The organism is Rhizobium sp. CB3171, from assembly GCF_029714265.1.
Taxonomy (GTDB): domain Bacteria; phylum Pseudomonadota; class Alphaproteobacteria; order Rhizobiales; family Rhizobiaceae; genus Rhizobium.
In genome coordinates this window covers 2522099-2542909 of sequence record NZ_CP121652.1, presented here as the reverse complement: position 1 = coordinate 2542909, position 20811 = coordinate 2522099, and the positions used below count along the sequence as shown (strand labels likewise).

Annotated in this window: 21 protein-coding genes and 1 pseudogene; 18 read left to right on the top strand and 4 right to left on the bottom strand. The window is 60.5% G+C overall.

The window, feature by feature from the left end:
- Positions 1-11: 11 nt before the first annotated feature.
- The gene (locus QA648_RS12430) at positions 12-758 is read left to right on the top strand and encodes a YebC/PmpR family DNA-binding transcriptional regulator (protein ID WP_104824158.1); all 747 of its coding nucleotides are present in this window, start codon (positions 12-14) and stop codon (positions 756-758) included.
- A gap of 67 nt (positions 759-825) precedes the next feature.
- On the opposite strand, the gene QA648_RS12425 is transcribed toward QA648_RS12430, so the two are convergent.
- Positions 826-1824 (bottom strand): LLM class flavin-dependent oxidoreductase, encoded by a 999-nt coding sequence (locus QA648_RS12425; protein ID WP_283047220.1) that lies wholly within the window; start codon positions 1822-1824, stop codon positions 826-828.
- A gap of 194 nt (positions 1825-2018) precedes the next feature.
- Between QA648_RS12425 and ruvC the strand changes: the two genes are divergently transcribed.
- The 6 genes and pseudogenes from ruvC to QA648_RS12395 all read left to right on the top strand — a co-directional run bounded on the left by ruvC (position 2019) and on the right by QA648_RS12395 (position 6415).
- Positions 2019-2531 carry a crossover junction endodeoxyribonuclease RuvC gene (gene ruvC / locus QA648_RS12420; protein WP_028754576.1) on the top strand — a complete coding sequence of 171 codons (513 nt, stop codon included), beginning with the start codon at positions 2019-2021 and terminating at the stop codon, positions 2529-2531.
- A 77-nt stretch (positions 2532-2608) separates the two neighbouring features.
- Positions 2609-3223: a Holliday junction branch migration protein RuvA gene (gene ruvA / locus QA648_RS12415; protein WP_104824156.1), complete on the top strand. Its 615-nt coding sequence runs from the start codon at positions 2609-2611 to the stop codon at positions 3221-3223.
- 161 nt (positions 3224-3384) lie between these two features.
- Positions 3385-4428, top strand: a complete 1044-nt coding sequence (gene ruvB / locus QA648_RS12410) for a Holliday junction branch migration DNA helicase RuvB (RefSeq protein ID WP_028754570.1) — start codon at positions 3385-3387, stop codon at positions 4426-4428.
- Entirely contained in the window at positions 4425-5327 is a 903-nt protein-coding gene (locus tag QA648_RS12405; RefSeq protein WP_283047215.1) for a metallophosphoesterase, read from the top strand. Before ruvB ends, QA648_RS12405 begins: the two co-directional genes overlap by 4 nt.
- Before the next feature lie 4 nt (positions 5328-5331).
- Positions 5332-5841, top strand: coding sequence for an NUDIX hydrolase (locus tag QA648_RS12400; RefSeq protein ID WP_283047214.1), 510 nt, complete (start codon positions 5332-5334; stop codon positions 5839-5841).
- A 15-nt stretch (positions 5842-5856) separates the two neighbouring features.
- Positions 5857-6415 (top strand): annotated as a pseudogene (locus QA648_RS12395) (DinB family protein).
- Here QA648_RS12395 and QA648_RS12390 read toward each other — a convergent pair.
- Genes QA648_RS12390 through QA648_RS12380 form a run of 3 tightly spaced genes read right to left on the bottom strand, consistent with a single transcriptional unit; the run spans position 6384 to position 9390 of the window.
- The gene (locus QA648_RS12390) at positions 6384-7310 is read right to left on the bottom strand and encodes an NAD(P)-dependent oxidoreductase (RefSeq protein ID WP_283047213.1); all 927 of its coding nucleotides are present in this window, start codon (positions 7308-7310) and stop codon (positions 6384-6386) included. The pseudogene QA648_RS12395 and the gene QA648_RS12390 overlap by 32 nt on opposite strands.
- The gene (locus QA648_RS12385; protein WP_283051320.1) at positions 7307-8170 is read right to left on the bottom strand and encodes a glycosyltransferase; all 864 of its coding nucleotides are present in this window, start codon (positions 8168-8170) and stop codon (positions 7307-7309) included. Before QA648_RS12385 ends, QA648_RS12390 begins: the two co-directional genes overlap by 4 nt.
- Positions 8170-9390, bottom strand: coding sequence for an NAD-dependent epimerase/dehydratase family protein (locus tag QA648_RS12380; protein WP_104824150.1), 1221 nt, complete (start codon positions 9388-9390; stop codon positions 8170-8172). The genes QA648_RS12385 and QA648_RS12380 overlap by 1 nt, the downstream gene beginning before the upstream one ends.
- 137 nt (positions 9391-9527) lie before the next feature.
- Here QA648_RS12380 and ybgC point away from each other — a divergent pair, with 137 nt between their 5' ends.
- The 11 genes from ybgC to QA648_RS12325 all read left to right on the top strand — a co-directional run bounded on the left by ybgC (position 9528) and on the right by QA648_RS12325 (position 20625).
- Complete coding sequence (gene ybgC, locus QA648_RS12375) at positions 9528-9983, top strand: tol-pal system-associated acyl-CoA thioesterase (RefSeq protein ID WP_283047211.1); 456 nt, start codon at positions 9528-9530, stop codon at positions 9981-9983.
- Between the two features lie 424 nt (positions 9984-10407).
- Entirely contained in the window at positions 10408-11130 is a 723-nt protein-coding gene (tolQ, locus tag QA648_RS12370; protein ID WP_283047209.1) for a protein TolQ, read from the top strand.
- 27 nt (positions 11131-11157) lie between these two features.
- Positions 11158-11616: a protein TolR gene (gene tolR / locus QA648_RS12365; RefSeq protein ID WP_028754561.1), complete on the top strand. Its 459-nt coding sequence runs from the start codon at positions 11158-11160 to the stop codon at positions 11614-11616.
- Between the two features lie 9 nt (positions 11617-11625).
- Complete coding sequence (locus QA648_RS12360) at positions 11626-12945, top strand: hypothetical protein (RefSeq protein ID WP_283047207.1); 1320 nt, start codon at positions 11626-11628, stop codon at positions 12943-12945.
- Positions 12946-12983: 38 nt separating this feature from the next.
- Complete coding sequence (locus QA648_RS12355; RefSeq protein WP_283047206.1) at positions 12984-13367, top strand: hypothetical protein; 384 nt, start codon at positions 12984-12986, stop codon at positions 13365-13367.
- Positions 13368-13387: 20 nt separating this feature from the next.
- On the top strand, positions 13388-14692 hold the full coding sequence (gene tolB, locus QA648_RS12350) for a Tol-Pal system beta propeller repeat protein TolB (RefSeq protein WP_283047205.1): 1305 nt from the start codon (positions 13388-13390) through the stop codon (positions 14690-14692).
- A gap of 271 nt (positions 14693-14963) precedes the next feature.
- Positions 14964-15497 carry a peptidoglycan-associated lipoprotein Pal gene (gene pal, locus QA648_RS12345; RefSeq protein ID WP_104824144.1) on the top strand — a complete coding sequence of 178 codons (534 nt, stop codon included), beginning with the start codon at positions 14964-14966 and terminating at the stop codon, positions 15495-15497.
- 160 nt (positions 15498-15657) lie between these two features.
- Positions 15658-16701 carry a tol-pal system protein YbgF gene (gene ybgF / locus QA648_RS12340; protein ID WP_104824143.1) on the top strand — a complete coding sequence of 348 codons (1044 nt, stop codon included), beginning with the start codon at positions 15658-15660 and terminating at the stop codon, positions 16699-16701.
- A 5-nt stretch (positions 16702-16706) separates the two neighbouring features.
- Positions 16707-18029: a tRNA lysidine(34) synthetase TilS gene (tilS, locus tag QA648_RS12335; RefSeq protein WP_283047203.1), complete on the top strand. Its 1323-nt coding sequence runs from the start codon at positions 16707-16709 to the stop codon at positions 18027-18029.
- Between the two features lie 124 nt (positions 18030-18153).
- Positions 18154-20097: an ATP-dependent zinc metalloprotease FtsH gene (gene ftsH, locus QA648_RS12330; protein WP_104824141.1), complete on the top strand. Its 1944-nt coding sequence runs from the start codon at positions 18154-18156 to the stop codon at positions 20095-20097.
- Between the two features lie 303 nt (positions 20098-20400).
- On the top strand, positions 20401-20625 hold the full coding sequence (locus QA648_RS12325) for a GDCCVxC domain-containing (seleno)protein (RefSeq protein WP_283047200.1): 225 nt from the start codon (positions 20401-20403) through the stop codon (positions 20623-20625).
- Positions 20626-20811: the final 186 nt, after the last annotated feature.

Below are 20811 nucleotides of genomic sequence, written 5' to 3'. Positions count from 1 at the left end.
ACAGGGGTGCCATGGCTGGCCATTCACAGTTTAAAAACATCATGCATCGCAAGGGTCGTCAGGACTCGGTGCGTTCGAAAATGTTCTCGAAGCTGGCACGTGAAATCACTGTTGCCGCCAAGTCGGGTCTGCCTGATCCGAGCATGAACGCAAGTTTGCGCCTGGCGATCCAGAACGCCAAGGCGCAGTCGATGCCCAAGGACAATATCGATCGCGCCATCAAGAAAGCCTCCGGCGCAGATACCGAGAATTACGATGCGGTCCGCTATGAGGGCTACGGCCCCGGCGGCACCGCGATCATCGTCGAGGCTCTGACCGACAATCGCAACCGCACCGCGTCGAACGTCCGCTCGATCTTCACGAAGGCCGGCGGCGCGCTTGGTGAAACCGGCTCGGTCTCCTTCTCCTTCGACCATGTCGGTGAAATCACCTACAAGCCCGAGGTCGGCGATGCGGATAAGGTGATGGAAGCCGCGATCGAAGCCGGCGCCGACGATGTCGAGAGCGATGAGGAAGGCCACACCATCATCTGCGGTTTCGAAGCGATGAACGAGGTTGCCAAGGCACTCGAAGCAACGCTCGGCGAAGCCGAAACCGTCAAGGCGATCTGGCGTGCCCAGAACAATGTGCCGGTCGACGAAGAAAAGGCGCAGTCGCTGATGAAGCTAATCGACAGCCTGGAAGACGACGACGACGTGCAGAACGTCTATTCGAACTTCGAAGTCTCCGAAGAGATTCTGGCCAAGCTCTCGGCCTGATTTTTTCCTCTAAAAATAAGCCCCAGTCTCCCAGCTTTTGCCAAGGGAGACTGGGGCTTTTCTATTATTAGGCCGCCTTCTTGAATGACGGCAATTGCGCGAATAGCTCCACCGATCTCAGCCGCGCCTCGATGTCGTGGATCGGCATCGAAATGATCACTTCGTCCGCTTCCGTATCCTTGATGAACTGCGAAAGCTTGGCCTCGGCAGTCGCGGGTGAGCCGACAACGGCGTAACGCAGGGTGTGTTCGACATTCAGTTTTTCCATCGGCGTCCAGAAATCGTCCATGTCCCTGCGGGGGCGAGGGAAGGGGCCGCGGACATTGCGGCGCAGGTTGACGAATTGCTGCTGTGCCGAGGTGAAGTGATATTCCGCCTCTTCGTCGGTCTCCGCGGCCGAGCCCATGACGCCGACCATGACATAGGGTTTGTCGAGTGTTGCCGACGGCGTGAAGCGGTCGCGATAGATGGCGACGGCATCGAGCAAAGCTTCCGGCGCAAAATGCGAGGCGAAAGCATAGGGCAGGCCGAGCATGGCGGCGAGATGGGCACTGTAGAGGCTCGATCCGAGCAGCCAGATCGGCACTTTGGCGCCGTTGCCGGGTACGGCAAGGATCGATTGGTTCTCGTCGGCCGGGCTGAACAGATGCTGCAGCTCGACAATATCATTGGGGAAGCTCTGGGCGCCGGCATCGAGGTTGCGACGCAGGGCCTGCGCCGTGCGCATATCCGTGCCCGGCGCACGACCGAGACCGAGATCGACGCGGCCGGGGAACAGGGCTTCGAGCGTGCCGAATTGCTCCGCGATCACCAGCGGCGAATGGTTCGGCAGCATGACGCCGCCCGAGCCGATGCGGATACGCGACGTGGCTGCTCCGACATGGCCGATAACAACCGCGGTCGCGGCGCTGGCGACGCCGGGCATGCCATGATGCTCCGCCAGCCAGAACCTGGTGTAGCCAAGCGCTTCCGCCTTCTGCGCTAGGCGCTTCGAGCCTTCGAAGGATTGGCTGACTGTGCTGCCCTCGGCAACGGGCGAAAGATCGAGGATGGAAAAGGGGACCATGGCAAGAGACCTGCGTGGTGAAAGGGGAGGAGCAATTGTCTCCATGTAGGAGCGCCGACACTCCATTCCAAACCCTGCCCGGCAATTTCGTCACCCTAATTTCAAAGCTGCAGAAAGAGGCTGGGTTTGGGAGTTTGTTTTTGTTTTGTTCACATTTTGCTGGCACATCTGCAGCTCCAAAGATAGGTTGACGCATGCAGAATACGATTCGAATCATCGGCATCGATCCCGGCCTGCGCCGCACCGGCTGGGGCATTATCGACACATTGGGCAATTCCCTGCGTTTCGTGGCCTCGGGGACGGTGACGTCGGACGGCGAGATGGATCTCGCGTCGCGCCTCTGCCAGCTTCACGATGGGCTTGCCGATATCGTCCACAGCTACAAGCCGGATGAAGCCGCTGTCGAACAGACCTTCGTCAATAAGGATGCGGTGGCGACGCTGAAGCTCGGCCAGGCGCGCGGTATCGCCATGCTCGTGCCGGCGCGCGCCGGGCTGCAGGTTGCCGAATATGCGCCGAATGCCGTCAAGAAGGCAGTGATCGGTGTGGGTCATGGCGAGAAGCAGCAGATCCACATGATGCTGAAGATCCTGATGCCGAAGGTGGAGTTCAAAGGCAACGACGCCGCCGATGCACTCGCCATCGCCATCTGCCATGCCCATAATCGCGGCGCCAGCCGGATGCGTCAGGCGGCGCTGGCGGGGTAGTTTGTTTTCGTTATCGCTCTTACTTTCCTTCACTTGACCTTATCTCTCCCGAAACCCATCCCTGACGGACATCATTCATGATCGGCAAGTTGAAAGGTACAATCGAAGAGATCGGCGAGGACTATGCGCTCGTGGATGTGCACGGCGTCTGCTACGTCGCCTATTGTTCGGCGCGTACGCTGTCGAAACTCGGCTCCGTCGGCGAGGCCTGTGTTCTCTTCATCGAGACCTATGTCCGCGAGGACCAAATCCGTCTTTTCGGGTTCACGACGGTGCTTGAACGGGAGTGGTTCAATCTTCTGCAGACGGTGCAGGGTATCGGCGCGAAGGTGGCGCTGGCACTGTTGTCGACGCTGACGCCGTCGGAGCTCGCCAATGCGATCGCGCTGCAGGACCGCGGCGCCGTATCCCGGGCGCCGGGTGTCGGGCCGAAAGTGGCGATGCGCATCGTCACCGAGCTGAAGAACAAGGCGCCGGCGTTTGCGGGAGAGGCGATCAATATCGGCCTAAAGCAGGAATTGGGCGATGGCGTCGCTTCCGCCCCGGTCGCCGATGCCGTTTCTGCGCTCACCAATCTCGGCTATTCCCGCGACCAGGCCGCAAATGCGGTTGCGGCTGCGATGAAATCGGCGGGTGAGGAAGCAGACAGCGCCAAGCTGATCCGGCTGGGATTGAAGGAACTTGCACGGTGATCCTTTGCACCTTTTTCTATTCCTTACTATTGTCTCAAGGTAAGGAGATCGACTCATGGCGCTCCTCCACGAAATGGTGATCTAAGGGAGGGAGCCATGGTGACCGCCATGGTCTTCAGCATCAAAGCCGCAAAACGCATACCGGGAATGGAACGTCTGACATGAGCGAAGCCGCACGCTTGATATCGCCGGAAAAGCGGGGCGAAGACCTGGATGTGACGCTTAGGCCGCAGTCGCTGGACGAGTTTACCGGCCAGGCAGAGGCGCGCGCCAATCTCAAGGTGTTCATCGAGGCCGCAAAGGGACGCGGCGAGGCGTTGGACCATGTGCTGTTCGTCGGCCCCCCGGGTCTCGGCAAGACGACGCTGGCGCAGATCATGGCGAAGGAACTCGGCGTCAATTTCCGCTCGACGTCCGGCCCTGTCATTGCCAAGGCCGGCGATCTTGCCGCGCTTCTGACCAATCTCGAAGAGCGGGACGTGCTCTTCATCGACGAAATCCATCGCCTCAATCCGGCCGTCGAAGAAATCCTTTATCCGGCCATGGAGGATTTTCAGCTTGACCTGATTATCGGCGAAGGCCCGGCGGCGCGTTCGGTGAAGATCGATCTTGCCAAGTTCACGCTGGTCGCCGCCACCACGCGTCTCGGCCTGCTGACGACGCCGCTGCGTGACCGTTTCGGCATTCCTGTTCGCCTGAGCTTCTATACGGTTGAGGAACTGGAGCTGATCGTGCGCCGCGGAGCGCGGCTGATGGGGCTCGGGATAACCGAAGAGGGCGCGCGCGAGATTGCCAGGCGCGCCCGCGGCACGCCGCGCATCGCTGGCCGCCTGCTGCGCAGGGTACGTGATTTCGCCGAAGTGGCAAAGGCCGAGGCGGTAACCCGCGAGATCGCCGATGAGGCATTGACCCGGCTGCTGGTCGATAATGTCGGTTTCGATCAGCTCGACAAGCGCTATCTCAATATGATCGCCGTCAATTTCGGCGGCGGCCCGGTCGGCATCGAAACCATCGCCGCGGGCCTCTCCGAACCGCGCGACGCGATCGAGGATATCATCGAGCCCTATATGATCCAGCAGGGTTTCATTCAGCGTACGCCGCGCGGCCGCGTACTGACGGCGATCGCCTGGCGACATCTCGGGATGCAGCCGCCAAAGGACCTGGAGGCAGCACAGTTCAGGCTGTTCCAGGAGGAAGGCGAGTGATCGGCCGTCGCGGTTTCCTGAAGCTCTTCGGCAGCAGTATCGTCGGATTGATGGCGCTCGGTGGCTATGCCTTTGGATACGAGCCCGTCTTGCGCCTCAACGTGGCCCGCTACCAGTTGACGCCGCCTGGTTGGACGCCGGGGCTGAAACTGAGGGTCGTGGCACTGGCCGATTTTCATGCGTGCAGACCGTGGATGACGGCCGATCGCATCGCCTCCATTTGCACCCGTGCCAACGATCTCGGTGGCGATATCATCGTTCTGCTCGGCGATTACACGTCGGGGACGGATTTCGTAACCGGACGCGTCGATCATCGGGTATGGGCGGCGGAGCTCGCAGCCCTGAAGGCGCCGCTCGGCGTTCACGCGATCGTCGGCAATCATGATTGGTGGCACGATGCGGCGGCGCAGAAGCGCGGCTCAGGCCCGACCTTCAGTCACAAGGCATTGGCGGATGTCGGAATTCCGGTCTATTCCAATCGTTCGGCTCGTCTCGAAAAGGATGGACACGGCTTTTGGCTGGCAGGCGTCGAGGATCAGCTTGCTTTGCGCCGGAGCGTCCGCTGGAAGCGCCAGTTCACGACGGGGCTCGATGATCTCGACGGCACACTGGCGCAGGTGAATGACGAGGCGCCGGTTATCCTCCTCGCCCATGAGCCCGATATCTTTCCGACCGTGCCGTCGCGCGTGTCGCTGACTTTGTCCGGTCATACGCATGGCGGGCAGGTCAGGGTTTTCGGCTGGTCACCCTATCTGCCGTCGCGCTATGGCGACCGGTATGTCTATGGCCATATTGTCGAAGAGGATCGGCATATCATCGTCTCCGGCGGCCTGGGCTGTTCGGTGGCGCCGGTTCGCGTCGGCGTCCCGCCGGAAATCGTTGTGATCGATCTGGGATAGGGCGATGTCGAAACGCAGGGTCATCAGGGTGAACGCCGGTCATGCGCGATACCAGATGCGCGTAGCGGGCCTTGGTTTTCGCGAGGGGCATGTGCTCGTCCACCGCGCTGTGCATGAGCCGTTTTGGACCTTTCCGGGCGGCCGGGCGGAAATCGGCGAGACGTCGCAGGAGACGTTGCGGCGAGAGATGATGGAGGAGCTGGGCGTCGACGTTGTGGTTGGCCGGCTGCTTTGGATGGTGGAGAACTTCTTTCACTACGAGCGCCGTGATTGGCATGAGCTGGGACTCTACTATGTGATGGATATCCCCCGGGGTTTCCCGTTTCGGCCCGAGGAGATCGTTCATCGCATCCAAGACGGCGACAATCATCTCGAATTCAAATGGGTGCCGGCCACGCGCGAGGCGCTGGTTGCACTCGATATTCCGCCCTATTTCATTGCCGACGAAATCGAAAGCCTGCCGATAACCGCGCGCCATCTGGTTTGGCGGGATGGCGATCTCGACAAAGCGTAGAGGAGGGAGTGCAGCATGTCCGGTTTCGATCCGATCCGCGTGTTCAGCAAGCTCGCTTACAACAACGCCTTGGCGAATGTCCGATTGCATCGGGCCTGTGCGGCGCTTCGGCGCGGCGAGTTCGAGGCCAGGCGGGTTCTTTCCCTCAATCAAGTCGACCCTTAGTCACATCCTGACCGTCGACTGGTTTTATGTCGATGCGCTGGAGGGCGGTACGCTCGGTCTTAAGGCTTTCGACATCGAAGAGCCGTTCGATACGCTCGATGCATTGACGGTGGAGCAAGGCAAAGTCGACGCGCGGCTCGTGGTTCTTTGTGAGCATCTGAATCCCGAGGGGCTGGTGCGGGTGATCGATCTGCATCGCGGCGACCGCATCCAGAGGGAGCGTGCGGAGGATGTGCTGAGCCATCTTTTCCAGCATCAGACCCATCATCGCGGGCAGGTGCATGCCATGCTCGCCGGCAGCAGCGTCGCCCCGCCGCAACTGGATGAATTCATCGTTGCCGACGATGCGAGATTTCGGGGTGAGGACTTGGCGGCGCTTAGCTGGGACGAGACCATGTTGATGCGCTGAAACCCGCATGGCGCAGCGGCACCGCCAATCCGGCAATGGTCTCTTCCAGCAGTCTCGCGCCACCGCCACGCCAGCCGAGCGCGCGGATTTTCGACGTATCCATCGCGCTGACGACGCCTTGTGGCGCGGGTGCGGGCAGGGGGTTCGGACAGCCGGTTGCCCGCTGCAAGTGCGCAAGGATATTGTGCGTATCGGTGAGAATATCCGAGAGGTTGAAAGCCTCGCCGCTGATGCGGCTGGTCTCGGTTTCCAAGAGCAGGCGGACGGCGCGGCCGAGGTCGCGACCGTGGACTTCGGTTCCGGCGCGGGACGGAACCGGCTTTCCCGCAAGGTAATCCGTGAAAAGATCATCCCATTTGTTCGGCCGGAGATCGCCGTAGACCCCTGTCGCCCTTAGGCTCGCCGTCAGGAAGCTGGGCGCGGACAAGGAGAAGAGGGCGTGTTCGGCATCGCGCTTCACTTCGCCATAGAGCGTGTTCGGCGTCGGGATGATGTCTTCCGTCAGCGTCTCGCCGGCCAGCCGGTCACCATAGATGGCGCGCGACGAGAGAAAGATGCAGCGGCGGACGCCCGAGCGTTTTGCCGTTTCGAATAGCTTTATCGTGCCATCCCGATTGAGCCGGCGGAAGCTCTCGGGATCGTCGCCTTCGCCGCCGCGATATTTGCCGGGGACATGCGCGAAGGCCGCGTGCACGAAGAAATAGGCATCGTCGAAGACGTCGCTCTGATCCTCAGAAGGGTCGAGGCTAAATGGCACGAAGGTGACGGGCTGGGAGAAGAGGCTGGATTCCGGTGCGTTGCGGCCACCGACGGCAACCTGATATCCAGCAGCAAGCAGCTCCTCGACGATATAGCGGCCGACGAGACCTGTCCCGCCCGAGACCAGAACTTTCATGCCGCCTCTTTCGGATTGGCGAATGCGGTGATGTCTGGCACGTCACGCCCGGCATGGAAATGGTGCCACAAATCGATCAGCGGTTTCAGTTGATCGGCCTTCGGGTGGTTCTTCTCCCAAGGCTTTTCATATTGGTAATGCAGGATCGAAATGCTGTTCCAGTCCCAAAGCGTGGGCATGGTGAACCATACATATTGCAGCATATTCATGAAGACCGGCAGGCCGTGCCAATCCGGGAAGAATGTCTCGAGAAAGGTTTGGTCGGTGCGCCGCCAGAAAATGCCGGGACGATCGAGCAGCTTCAGCATGTCCTTGAAGGTCGCGAGCGACGGCTTGGCGACGAAGACGCCGGAATTCATTCGATGAAAGTCCGTAAGGCTTTCATACACGTTGGGTGCGGCGGAAAATTCCGGATAGTCGAAGAGCCTGTCGACATTCTTCAGCACCAATGCATCCGCATCGATGAAGACACAGGTGTCATAGTCGATGAGCTGCCAGAGCCTGAGCTTGCAGAAATTATCGAGCGGCGAGTGGAAGGAAGGCTTGCGACCCTTGGTGAAAGGAGCGTTGGCATGGAGATTGCCGCGCGCGTGGCGCTCGTTGAATTCGTCGGAGAGCGCCAGATGTTCCACCTCCACCAGCCGGCAGCCGAGCCCTTCCAGCGGCGCAAGATCGCTGTCGTCGACGCCTGCCGTGTGTAGAACCACCATATCGGCTCTGGTGCTGGTGCGCGAAATCGAGTGCATCAATGCCAACGCGCCCATGGCGTAGTCGGCATTGGTGACGAGCGTGACGAAGGCTTGCCGCGCTTGCGGGGTGGAGCGCGGCCGTATCCCCTGCAGGATTTCGCTTCCGAACATCATGAGACCGACTTCAATCGCTTGCCTTCGGGATCGTGGTTGACCGTCGCCGCGAGATCCTTGGTCCAGGCGGAAACGGCCGGAACGCGCGATCGGTCGACGCGATAGGCATATTTCCTGGCGACATCGACGATTTCGCTCAAAAGACCCGCTTGCAGGGTGATCGGGGCTAGGCCGAGATCGAGGAACTTGTCGTTCTTGACGATCAGGTCGTTCTCAGGCGCTTCCTTTCGTGGGTTGGGCAGCCGGACGATTTCCGCACCGCTCAACTTGGCGATCATCTCGGCGAGATCGCGGACCCGATGCGTCTCCGTCATCTGGTTGAAGATCTCGACACGGGCATTGCGCGGCGGTGGGTTCTTCAACGCCAGCTCGATGCAGCGCACCGAATCCTGGATGTGGATGAAAGCGCGGGTCTGGCCGCCGGTGCCGTGCACGGTCAAGGGATAGCCGATCGCCGCCTGGATGAGGAAGCGGTTCAGCACCGTGCCGTAATCGCCGTCATAGTCGAATCGATTGATCAATTGTTCGTGACGGCGCGTCTGCTCCGTATGCGTGCCCCAGACGATGCCTTGATGCAGGTCGGTAATCCTGAGACCGTCGTTCTTGGCATAGAACTGGAAGAGGAGTTGATCCAGGCATTTGGTCATATGGTAGATCGAGCCCGGATTGGCCGGATAGAGAATATCCTGATTGACGGTCCGGCCATCGACGGTCTCGATGCCGACGGGCAGGTAGCCTTCCGGAATGGCGGCGCCGACCGTGGAATAGCCATAGACGCCCATGGTGCCGAGATGGACGAGATGGGCGTCGAGGTTGAGTTCGACGAGCGCGTTCAGGAGATTATGCGTGGCGCTGACATTGTTGTTGACCGTGTAATTCTTGTGGCGGTCGCTCTTCATCGAATAGGGCGCGGCGCGCTGTTCGGCGAAGTGCACGATGGCGTCGGGGCGATGCTCGGCGAGCCACTTTTTCAGAAGCTCATAGTCTTTTGCGAGATCGATGAGGTGGAAGTGGATGCGGCGGCCGGTCTCCGCATGCCAGATGCGGGTGCGTTCCTGGATCGAATCCATCGGCGTCAGCGATTGCACGCCGAGCTCCGTGTCGATCCAGCGGCGGGAGAGATTGTCGAGAATATGGATCTCATGACCGGCATCGGAGAGATGCAGCGAGGTTGGCCAACCAATGAAACCGTCGCCGCCCATAACCGCTATTTTCATGAGATCGTATCCTTCTGCGTCGATCGCTATCCGGCACCATTCCGGATAGTCAGTATTTATGACAATCGTTCAAAGCTTGCTTGATGGCAGAAGTTCGGCCAAAGAGGGTCCCCAGATTTTTTGGAGATGCGGCGACGATGAACAGCCCCTTTCTGATTGCCGGGGAACTGGAAGCCGGTAGCCACCGGCTGGTGCAGCGAGTCTATTATGAGGATACGGATTTTTCCGGCCTCGTCTATCATGCGCGCTACCTCCACTTCCTCGAACGCGGCCGCACGGACTATCTGCGCTGCCTCGGCGTGGAACAGCGCGAGCTCCTGAATGCCGACGAGGAGGGGCTGGTTTTCGTCGTTCACCGTATGGAGATCGACTTCAGGGGGCCGGCGCGAATGGACGACCTGTTGGTGATTCGCACGACGACCGAGAAGGCTGGCGGCGCCAAGATGGTGCTGTCCCAGGAAATCCGCCGCGGTGACACGCTGCTGATCGCGGCCAAGGTCATTATCGCCGTGATCAACGCCAAGGGAAAACCGCGGCGGTTACCGGAAAAGCTGGCTGCGCAGATGCTGGTGGCGTCCGAGGCTGTGGTTTAGTGCCACAAGGGAGGCTGCTTAGAGCCAGCAGGCAGCCGTGTGTGGCGATGTCGGAGGCCTCGAAAAGTCTCCTTGCTAAAACTTGAGTTTTGTGTGAAGGAATTTCCGCGCGCAAGAACTGTTTTGTGCCTGCCGCCGGTTTCGTCCGGTCCGTTCTTTCCAGGAGACAGAATAACCTTCGTCACCGTCAAATCTTTCATGCTCCGACGCTAACATTCTTTTAACCATAATAGTGTCTTACTGCCGTTGTCGGAGTTTGTGCGGCGCACGCCTTCCTTTGACCAAATTTGACGGCAAGAAGGCAGTTGTAAGCTTGGAAGGCTTTGACCAGGGCGTTCAGCGGCGGCTGCCAAACATTTCTTGTGAGATCACTTTTAGCCGCCCGGTCTAGCGCCGGGCGTTTGGATTCGGGGATTTTGGATCAATGGAACAAGTAGCATTGGCAGCGGCCACCACACCGGACATCACCCTCTGGTCGCTTTTCATGCAGGCAGGCTTGGTGGTCAAGCTCGTCATGCTCGGACTGCTCGCGGCCTCCGTATGGACCTGGGCGACCGTCATCGACAAGTATCTGAGCTACGCCCGGGCACGCCGGCAGTTCGATCATTTCGAGCAGGTCTTCTGGTCGGGCCAGTCGCTCGAGGAACTCTATCGCACGCTTTCGGAGCGTACCAATACGGGACTGGGCGCCATCTTCGTCGCCGCCATGCGCGAATGGAAGAAGTCGTTCGAGCGCGGCGCACGTTCGCCGATCGGCCTGCAGATGCGTATCGATCGCGCCATGGACGTGACGTTGGCGCGTGAATCGGAACATCTGGTCGCCCGCCTCGGATCGCTTGCGACCATCGGTTCGGCCGGCCCGTTCATCGGTCTCTTCGGCACCGTCGTCGGTATCATGACCTCGTTCCAGGCGATCGCCGGTTCGAAGTCGACCAATCTCGCGTTCGTCGCCCCCGGCATCGCAGAAGCCTTGCTCGCGACCGCGATCGGCCTCGTCGCCGCTATTCCCGCGGTTATCGCCTACAACAAGTTCTCAGCCGACGCCGGCAAGCTCTCGGCGCGCATGGAAGGCTTCGCGGACGAATTCTCCGCGATCCTGTCGCGCCAGATCGATGAGAAGCTGCAGCCGCGCCAGGCTGCGCAGTAAATCGCAGACGGAACCGGAGTAAATCACATGGCAATGTCTGTTGGAGGCAAGGGTGGCGGCGGTGGCCGCCGGGGCGGGCGTCGCGGCGGTGGCCGAGGCGGTCCGATCGCCGATATCAACGTGACGCCGCTGGTCGACGTCATGCTCGTGCTGCTGATCATCTTCATGGTGGCCGCGCCGATGATGACATCCGGCGTGCCGATCGACCTACCGCAAACGCAGGCCGGCGCATTGAACGCCCAGACCCAGCCGATCACCATTTCCATCAAGCAGGACGGTCAGGTCTTCCTGCAGGAAACGCAGATCGAAGCGGCCGACATTGCCGCCAAGCTGAAGGCGATCGCGACCACCGGCTACAATGAACGCATTTTCGTACGCGGCGACGGGAAAGCGCCCTATGGCGTCATCGCCGACGTCATGTCGCGCATCCAGGAGGCCGGCTACAAGAATATCGGCCTGGTTACGCAGCAGATAACGGACCATTGACGGATCGACATGAAGCGCAGCATCGCCACATCTGCCGTCATTCACATCTTGGTGCTGATCGGCGCCATGCTGACGCTGAGTGCGCCTGCGCCTTTGGAGACGCCGGAGAGCACGGCGATGGACGTCGATATCGTCCCCGCCGATCAGCTTCAGCAGGGTGAAAAGAATGCGCCGGTGACGGATCACGCTGCGCGTAAGCAAACGACGAAGCAGACGCAGGTCGCCAATGCCCAGAATGTTGGCGACAACAATGTTGACCTGAAGAACCCAGCTGTGCCGACGCAGCGCCCGCAGGATGAGAATGCGGCGGCTGCGCCGAAGAAGGCCGATATTCCCGTTCCGAAGGACGATCCGCGGCCGAACGATGTCAAGACGATCGAGCAGCAGGATACGGAAGCCGCGCCGAAGGAAGTGGCTGCTGTTCCGCAGCAGAAGCCGGATGTGACCCCAACACCGACGCCGACGCCCACCCCCACGCCGCAGAAGACGGAGCCGACGCCGCAGAAGAGCGAGGTCACGCCTGCGCCGACCCCAACACCCACGCCGACTCCGACTCCGCAAAAAGCTGATCCGAAGCCCGTAACCGAAAACCCGACTGAGCAGGCAGCCCAGCCGCCGGCGGACAAGGTTCCCGTTCCCGATGTGAAGCCGCAGCCGGTGCAGCCGCCGAAGACTGCCGAGGCGAAGCCGGACCCGAAGCCGGAGCAAAAGCCTGTGGTGAAGCCACAACAGGTGGCAGACGCGAAGCCATTAACCAAGCCCACGGACAAGACGACGACGCAGAGCACCAGCAAGAATACATCTGCCGACGATGGTAAGAAGGATAGCGACAAAAAGCGCGAAACCGCCAAGGGCGCGAATTCGCCGGATAGCGATTTCAACGCCGATCAAATCAGTGCCATGCTCAATAAGTCCTCTTCGGGCGGTGGCGCTAAGCGCTCCTCGCAATCGGCATCCGCTGGCGCCGACACCCAGGTTGCTTCACTTGGTGGCAAGAAATCGCTTGGTGGTGGCAAGCTCAGCCAGAGCCAGCAGGACGGTCTGCGTGACCTGATTGCCAAGTACTGGAACCTTATGCCGGGTATGGAAGGCGCAGGCGATGTGAAGATCAAAGTCCATTTCAGACTCGACAAGTCTGGGCAGATCGTGGGTGAACCGGAGGCGACGACGAGCGGCGGACCGGCTTCGACGCAGGCCGCCATGCAGGGAGCTGCGGTGCGTGCCGTGCAGCGGGCGCAGTCGGATTACCTAAAAATTCTGCCGGCAGATAAGTATGAAGATTGGCAAGAAGTCGTCGTCAACTTCAGCGCAGCGGATATGGGGATGTGATGACGAACCACTGTCCCCGTTTCGGCCTGAGCTTGCTTATGGCTCTTGGGATCATACTGGCAGGTTCCGTGCTAGCCCAGCCGGCGAATGCTGCTGGCGCGCGTCAGCTTGAGCGAGCGGCTGCAGAGAGTGTTCGCGAGAAAGTCGCGGAGAACTGGAACCTCGTACCGGGGCTGCCCGGCATAAAGAATGTCCACGTTCGGATTCGCATCAGGCTCGATCGCACTGGGCAGATCGCCGGCGAGCCGTATGTCACGACAAGGGGTGGCCCCAAAAAGACGCAGATTGCTGCTGCGGCAAGCGCTGTGCGTGCTGTCCTTCGGGCGGCACCTTTCAAGAACCTGCCGCAAACTCAATTCGACAATGAAACTAGCTCGGTGGAAGTCATACTGAACTTCACATCGGGCGACATGGCGCTTTAATGCTGAAAGGCTTGGCACATATGATCAGAAAATCCCTCGTTCGTCTCCTGCTGGTGCTGGCAGGCCTGACGGCAGCCCTCGCCACTCCGGCCTATGCTGTGGTCGAACTCAATATCAACAAGGGCAACGTCCAGCCGATGCCGATCGCCATTACCGACCTTCTGTCGAATGATGGCCTTGGTGCACAGATTTCGGGCGTCATCGCCGCCGACCTGCAGCGGTCCGGCCTGTTCGCCCCGGTCAACAAGCAGGCCTTCATCGAGAAGATCAGCAATCCGGATGCCACGCCGCGCTTCCAGGACTGGACGGCGATCAACGCTCAGGCGCTGGTAACCGGCCGAGTGACGCAAGAGGGCGGCCGCCTTCGCGCCGAGTTCCGCCTGTGGGACACCTACGGCAGCCAGCAGATGATCGGCCAGCAGTTCTATGCGCAGCCGGACAACTGGCGTCGCGTCGCCCACATCATTGCTGACGCGATCTATGAAAAGATCACCGGCGAGAAGGGCTATTTCGACACCCGTGTCGTCTTCGTTGCCGAGAGCGGCCCGAAGACCGCCCGCAAGACGCAGCTCGGCATCATGGACCAGGACGGCTTCAATGCCCGCATGCTGACCGACGGCAGCGACCTCGTGCTGACGCCGCGCTTCTCGCCGAACCGGCAGGAAGTCACTTACATGTCCTTCGCCAACCAGCAGCCGCGCGTCTATCTGCTGCAACTGCAGACGGGCCAGCGTGAACTGGTGGGCAACTTCCCGGGCATGACGTTTTCGCCGCGCTTTTCGCCGGATGGCCAGCGGGTGATCATGAGCCTGCAGCAGGAAGGCAATGCCAACATCTATACGATGGACCTGCGCTCGCGCACCACGACCCGCCTGACCTCGACGGCCGCCATCGACACATCGCCCTCCTATTCGCCTGACGGCACGCAAATCGCCTTCGAAAGTGACCGCGGCGGCAAGCAGCAGATCTATGTGATGAATGCGGATGGTTCCAACCAGCACCGCATCTCCTTCGGCGACGGCTCCTATTCGACACCAGTGTGGTCGCCGCGCGGCGATCTCATCGCCTTCACCAAGCAGTCCGGTCAGACGTTCTCGATCGGCGTCATGAAGACGGATGGTTCGGGCGAGCGGCTGCTGACCACGGGCTTCCACAATGAAGGCCCGACCTGGGCGCCGAACGGCCGCGTCATCATGTTCTTCCGCGAACCGCAGGGCTCCAGTGGTCCGCAGCTCTATTCGATCGATCTGACGGGCTACAACGAGCAGAAGATTCCGACCCCGGGCTTCGCTTCCGACCCGGCCTGGTCGCCGCTCCTCGAATAGCGGCGGGCCAGGCATGATCCCGAACCCACGATTCGCGCTATGAAAAGCGCGACGCGGTATCGAATAAGATCATGCAAAGAGAATAGCTTGGGCGGGTGGCGGCTCGAAAAGTCGCTGATCCGGTCGAGCGTCACTTTGTCGCCGCAAAGTCCTGTGAGTGGACCACTTCGGGACAACTTTAGGACATCATTAACCATATTTGTTGGAATCGGATTAACCGAACCCGGTTACAGTCTGGCAACCCTGATAGAGACTTAAGGAGAGACCGGCAATGAGCCGCATCGCAACCCCGGCCGTTGGCCATATGCAGAACCTCGCCCGCAACCCGATCATGATCGCGCTTTTCGTCGGCCTTTCGCTTGCCGGCTGCGCCTCCAAGAAGGGCTTGCCGAACGATGCAAACGGCCTTGGCCTCAATGGCGCCGGCAATGCCGCTCCGGGTTCGCCGCAGGATTTCACGGTCAACGTTGGCGATCGCATCTTCTTCGATACCGATAGCTCGTCGATTCGCGCCGACGCTTCCCAGACGCTCGACCGTCAGGCTCAGTGGCTCGCTCGTTATCCGAACTACGCAATCACCGTCGAAGGCCACGCCGACGAACGCGGCACGCGCGAATACAACCTGGCTCTCGGCGCCCGTCGTGCTGCCGCCACCAAGGACTACCTCGCTTCGCGCGGCGTTCCGGCTCAGCGCATGAAGACGATTTCCTACGGTAAGGAACGTCCGGTCGCGACCTGCGACGATATTTCCTGCTGGTCGCAGAACCGTCGTGCCGTCACCGTGCTCAACGGCGCCGGCTCCTGATAGGCCGAATTTGCGGCCGAAATGCACAAAGGCGGTCCGCGTGGCCGCCTTTACTTTTTTGACCACACTTTGGCCGAACTCCGTTGCTTTTTGAGATTAATTGTAAAAATCTCCTGTTCGCGCCCTGGGGCGCGAAGAATCAATGGGCAGGATGATCCGTATGAGAAAACTTGTCGTGGCGAGCTTACTTTGTCTCGCCGCCGTCGCCGGTAGTGAGCGTGACGCCTCTGCCTTGTCGCTTTTCGGACTTCACTTAGGTGGCCGCAGTGCACCGGAACAGGCCGTTCCGAACAATGCGGCTCCCCAGAGGCAGTTCGGGCAGGCACCCGTCATCAACGTTCAAAACAGCGATGCCGAAGTCCGTCTGCAGCAGCTTGAAGACCAGATGCGCCAGTTGAACGGCCGCGTCGAAGAGATGAGCTATCAGTTGCTGCAGATGCAGGAGCAGATCCGCAAGACGCAAGAGGACAATGAATTCCGCTTCCAGCAGCTTGAAAAGCGTGGCGGTGGGGGCACTGGCGGTGCGGCTGGGACTGGCGGCGGCGCGGCCCCGATGAAGAAGAGCGAAGCGGATGCCCCGGCGCAGGGCGCAGGCGGCGGTCAGCAACAGGACGACATCGCCGGTGTAATCAGCGATTCGCAAGGTGGCGACGCGCCGAATACGGCGCAACAGGGCGGCGGTTCTGGCAAGCCGCCGACGCAGCTCGGCTCGATCCAGTTCGATCAGAGCGGCAAGCAGGTCGGCGCAACGGCGACGCGCGCCAACAACGGTTCGGGTGCTGCGCCGGCCGCCGGCTCAGGCACGCAGACGGCCTCGCTCGGCAGCGAAAACGATCAGTATAAATCGGCCTATGGCCACGTCCTGTCCGGCGACTACAGTGTCGCCGAACAGGAGTTCCGCCAGTATATCGACAGCTACCCGAATAGCGCCCGGGCGCCCGATGCCAACTTCTGGCTTGGCGAAGCGCTTTATTCGCAAGGCAAATATAATGATGCGGCCAAGACCTTTCTGAACGCGCATCAGAAATACGGCACCTCCGAAAAGGCGCCGGAAATGCTGTTGAAGCTTGGCATGTCGCTCGCTGCCCTCGATAACAAGGATACGGCCTGCGCAACGCTGCGCGAAGTGACCAAACGCTATCCGAAGGCTTCGAAGGCCGTTACCAACAAGGTAGCCAGCGAACAAAAGCGTCTTGCCTGCTGATTGCGATGTCCGGTGACGCTGTGACTGTTGCTGCCACGGCCCAGATGCCAGCCGCTGCAGCGGCCGATTTTATTTATTCCCTTTTCAAGCCTGCCCATATTCTGGTCGCCATTTCCGGCGGCAGCGATTCCACCGGCCTGCTGGTTGCCCTTTCCGAACAGTTGCGGTCCTTCCCGGATTCAAGCATCACCCTTTCCGCCGCCACGATCGATCATGGTTTGCGGTCGGAGTCTGCCGGTGAAGCGCGCGATGTCGCCGCTCTCTGCGCATCGCTTGGCGTGCCCCACATCATTCGTCGCTGGGAGGGCGAGAAGCCGAAGAGCGGTATCATGGCTGCAGCCCGCGAGGCGCGCTATGGGCTGCTTGCCGATATCGCGGCTGATATCTCTGCCAACGTGGTCGTTACCGCGCATACGCTTGATGACCAGCGCGAGACCTTGGCCATGCGCGCGGCACGTTTAAGCGAAGGTGAGGGCGTTGCCGGCACCGGCATTGCCGATGCCATGCTCTTCGATCGGCGCCTCTGGATCGTCAGGCCGTTTCTCGCCTGCCGGCGGGCCGATATCCGCGCCTATCTCACGCGGCGGGGCATGTCCTGGTTGGATGATCCGAGCAATGAGGATGTCCGCTATGAGCGCGTACGCATGCGCAAACGCCTGGCGGAGGATGTCGTGCCGCTCTCTGTGCTTGATGATGGCGCGGCTCGCGCGGCGCTCTCGAAGGAAGCCGCCGCCTGGCTGGATAGATATGTGACTGTTCATGCGAGCGTGCTTTGCGTCGTCAGCCGCGATGGGCTGGCGGTCGATGAGGTCGTGCTCTCCTATGCGCTCTCCTATCTCGCCGCCGCATTCGGCGGTGAGCCCTATGGTCCGGGCCGCGAGCGGATGCGTCGTATCCTGGATTTCATCGGCGAGGGAAAGCCGGGGCGGCGTACGGCGGGCGGTGTCGTCTTCGACCTGCGCCGGGACGGGCTTTATCTCATGCGTGAAAGCCGCGACATCCAGCCCCTTGTGCTTGCGCCGGGAGCCGATGGCATATGGGATGGCCGCTTCCGGATCGTCAATCACGATCCGGCCACTATCCGCATCGAAGCGGCGGGGGAGAGGGGTGCGGCGGAGTTTCCGGAGAGGCTGCCGAAGGGCGCTGTGCAGCGTGCTCGGGCCGTGTTGCCACGGGTGACCGCCGGCGCTGGCCGGAGCACCGTGTCGGCCACAATTACACCCCATCTTGCGCCTTTCGACCGCTTTTTGACACGATTCGATCTCACATTTGCGGATCGGTTGGCGACTTGCTTTGGCCGTGAACCCTATACTCGGCCGCCACTTTGAGAGTTATTGACGGAAAAAACATGTGGCGATGCGGTTTGCCTTGGCAAGGGCTTGGCGCAACCCTATGTTAGGGATCAAGTAATGCCGCCGCTCAGCGGCGGAAGTTTCAGTGCTGGGGAGTTCGATGAACCCTAATTTTCGTAATTTCGCTCTGTGGGCAATCATAGCTTTGCTGCTGATTGCTCTGTTCAGTATGTTCCAGAACGCGCCGGCACAAACAGGCTCCAGGGAAATTCCGTATTCGCAGTTCCTTCGGGAAGTTGATTCAGGCCGCGTCCGTGACGTCACCGTCACTGGCAATCGCGTGGTCGGCAGCTATGTCGAAAACGGTACAACCTTCCAGACCTATGCCCCGGTCGTGGACGACAGCCTGCTTGATCGCCTGCAAAGCAAGAACGTCAACATTGTCGGCCGTCCGGAGTCGGATGGCTCCTCGAGCTTCCTGAGCTATCTCGGCACGCTGCTGCCCATGCTCCTGATCCTCGGTGTCTGGCTGTTCTTCATGCGGCAGATGCAGGGTGGTTCGCGCGGTGCAATGGGCTTCGGCAAGTCCAAGGCGAAGCTTTTGACGGAGGCGCATGGCCGCGTCACCTTCGATGATGTTGCCGGTGTCGACGAAGCCAAGCAGGATCTGGAAGAAATCGTGGAATTCCTGCGCGACCCGCAGAAGTTCCAGCGCCTGGGTGGCCGTATTCCGCGCGGCGTTCTGCTCGTCGGCCCTCCCGGCACGGGTAAGACGCTTCTGGCGCGCGCCATTGCCGGCGAGGCCAATGTGCCGTTCTTCACCATTTCCGGTTCCGACTTCGTTGAAATGTTCGTCGGCGTCGGCGCAAGCCGCGTCCGCGACATGTTCGAACAGGCGAAGAAGAATGCGCCCTGCATCATCTTCATCGACGAAATCGACGCCGTCGGGCGCCATCGTGGCGCCGGTCTCGGCGGCGGTAACGACGAACGCGAGCAGACGCTGAACCAGTTGCTGGTCGAAATGGACGGTTTCGAAGCTAATGAGGGCATCATCCTCATCGCCGCTACCAACCGCCCTGACGTTCTCGATCCGGCGCTGCTGCGTCCCGGCCGCTTTGACCGCCAGGTCGTCGTGCCGAACCCGGACATTGTCGGCCGTGAACGTATCCTGAAAGTACACGCCCGCAACGTTCCGCTGGCTCCGAACGTCGATCTGAAGACGCTTGCCCGCGGTACGCCCGGCTTCTCCGGTGCCGACCTGATGAACCTCGTCAACGAAGCCGCCCTGATGGCCGCGCGCCGCAACAAGCGCCTGGTCACCATGCAGGAATTCGAAGACGCCAAGGACAAGATCATGATGGGCGCCGAGCGCCGCTCTTCGGCGATGACCGAGGCGGAAAAGAAGCTTACGGCCTATCACGAAGCTGGCCATGCGATTACGGCGCTCAATGTCGCCATCGCCGATCCGCTGCATAAGGCGACCATCATTCCGCGCGGTCGTGCGCTCGGAATGGTCATGCAGCTTCCCGAGGGCGACCGCTACTCGATGAGCTATAAGTGGATGGTGTCGCGCCTCTGCATCATGATGGGCGGCCGCGTTGCGGAAGAACTGACCTTCGGCAAGGAGAACATCACCTCCGGCGCGTCCTCGGACATCGAGCAGGCGACCAAGCTTGCTCGCGCCATGGTCACGCAATGGGGCTTCTCCGATGAGCTCGGCCAGGTTGCCTATGGTGAAAACCAGCAGGAGGTCTTCCTCGGCCACTCTGTTTCGCAATCGAAGAATGTCTCGGAGGCGACCGCTCAGAAGATCGACAACGAAGTTCGTCGTCTGATCGACCAGGCTTACAAACAGGCTATGGACATCATCACCACCAAGCACGACGAGTTCGTGGCACTGGCCGAAGGCCTGCTCGAATACGAAACGCTGACCGGCGAAGAGATCAAGGCGCTCATTCGCGGCGAAAAGCCCGCCCGCGATCTCGGTGACGATACGCCTCCGAGTCGCGGCTCGGCGGTCCCGAAGACCGGCGCCAAGAAGGACGGTCCGCTCGGCACCAAGGGTGATGAGCCCGAGGGCGGTTTCGAACCGCAGCCACGCTGACGCACAGAGCCGATTGAACATGTAGACGAAGAGGCCAGTTCCTTTTTTAACAGGGAGCTGGCCTTTTTCTTGATAGCCGGGGTGACGAACGGAGACGGTTCGATACCGGTGATGACCGGAACGTCGAAGTTCAAGCGGGAAAGCGGGTTGCTACGTGTGACTCGAGGTGTCGACAGCGAACAGCGCATCGCCCTGCCTGTATTCATGTCGCGGAGGCATCGATGCTGAGCGTGCGCCAGGTGTGTAACCCGTTCCCTGGCGATCTCATCACCGGTGTTGCCCTAATGACGATTGGATATCTTTATGCGTGAAGTATCCGTGATCCTCAGCTCAACGATTACCTGTCCAATCTGCGGCTTCAAAGCGTCAGAAACAATGCCAACTGACGCGTGCCAATATTTCTACGAGTGCAAAAGCTGCGGTGCCGTTCTTCGACCGAGGGCGGGCGATTGTTGCGTGTTCTGTTCGTTTGGAACAGTTCCTTGCCCGCCTGTTCAGGCTCAAGGCAAACAGGGCCGTTGCTGTTGATCGGTGTGACGTCGGGCTGCCAGTGCGGTTCAGTCGTCTGGCTTCCAACCGCTGCCGTCCCAACGGCCACCCGATTTACGCCGATAGACTAGGAGGCCGGTCTGTTTCAGTGGAGAACTGACCTTTTTTAGTGCTTATTAACAGTAACGCGTTGTAATACGTTTTCTTGGTAATTTAAGTGCCGAG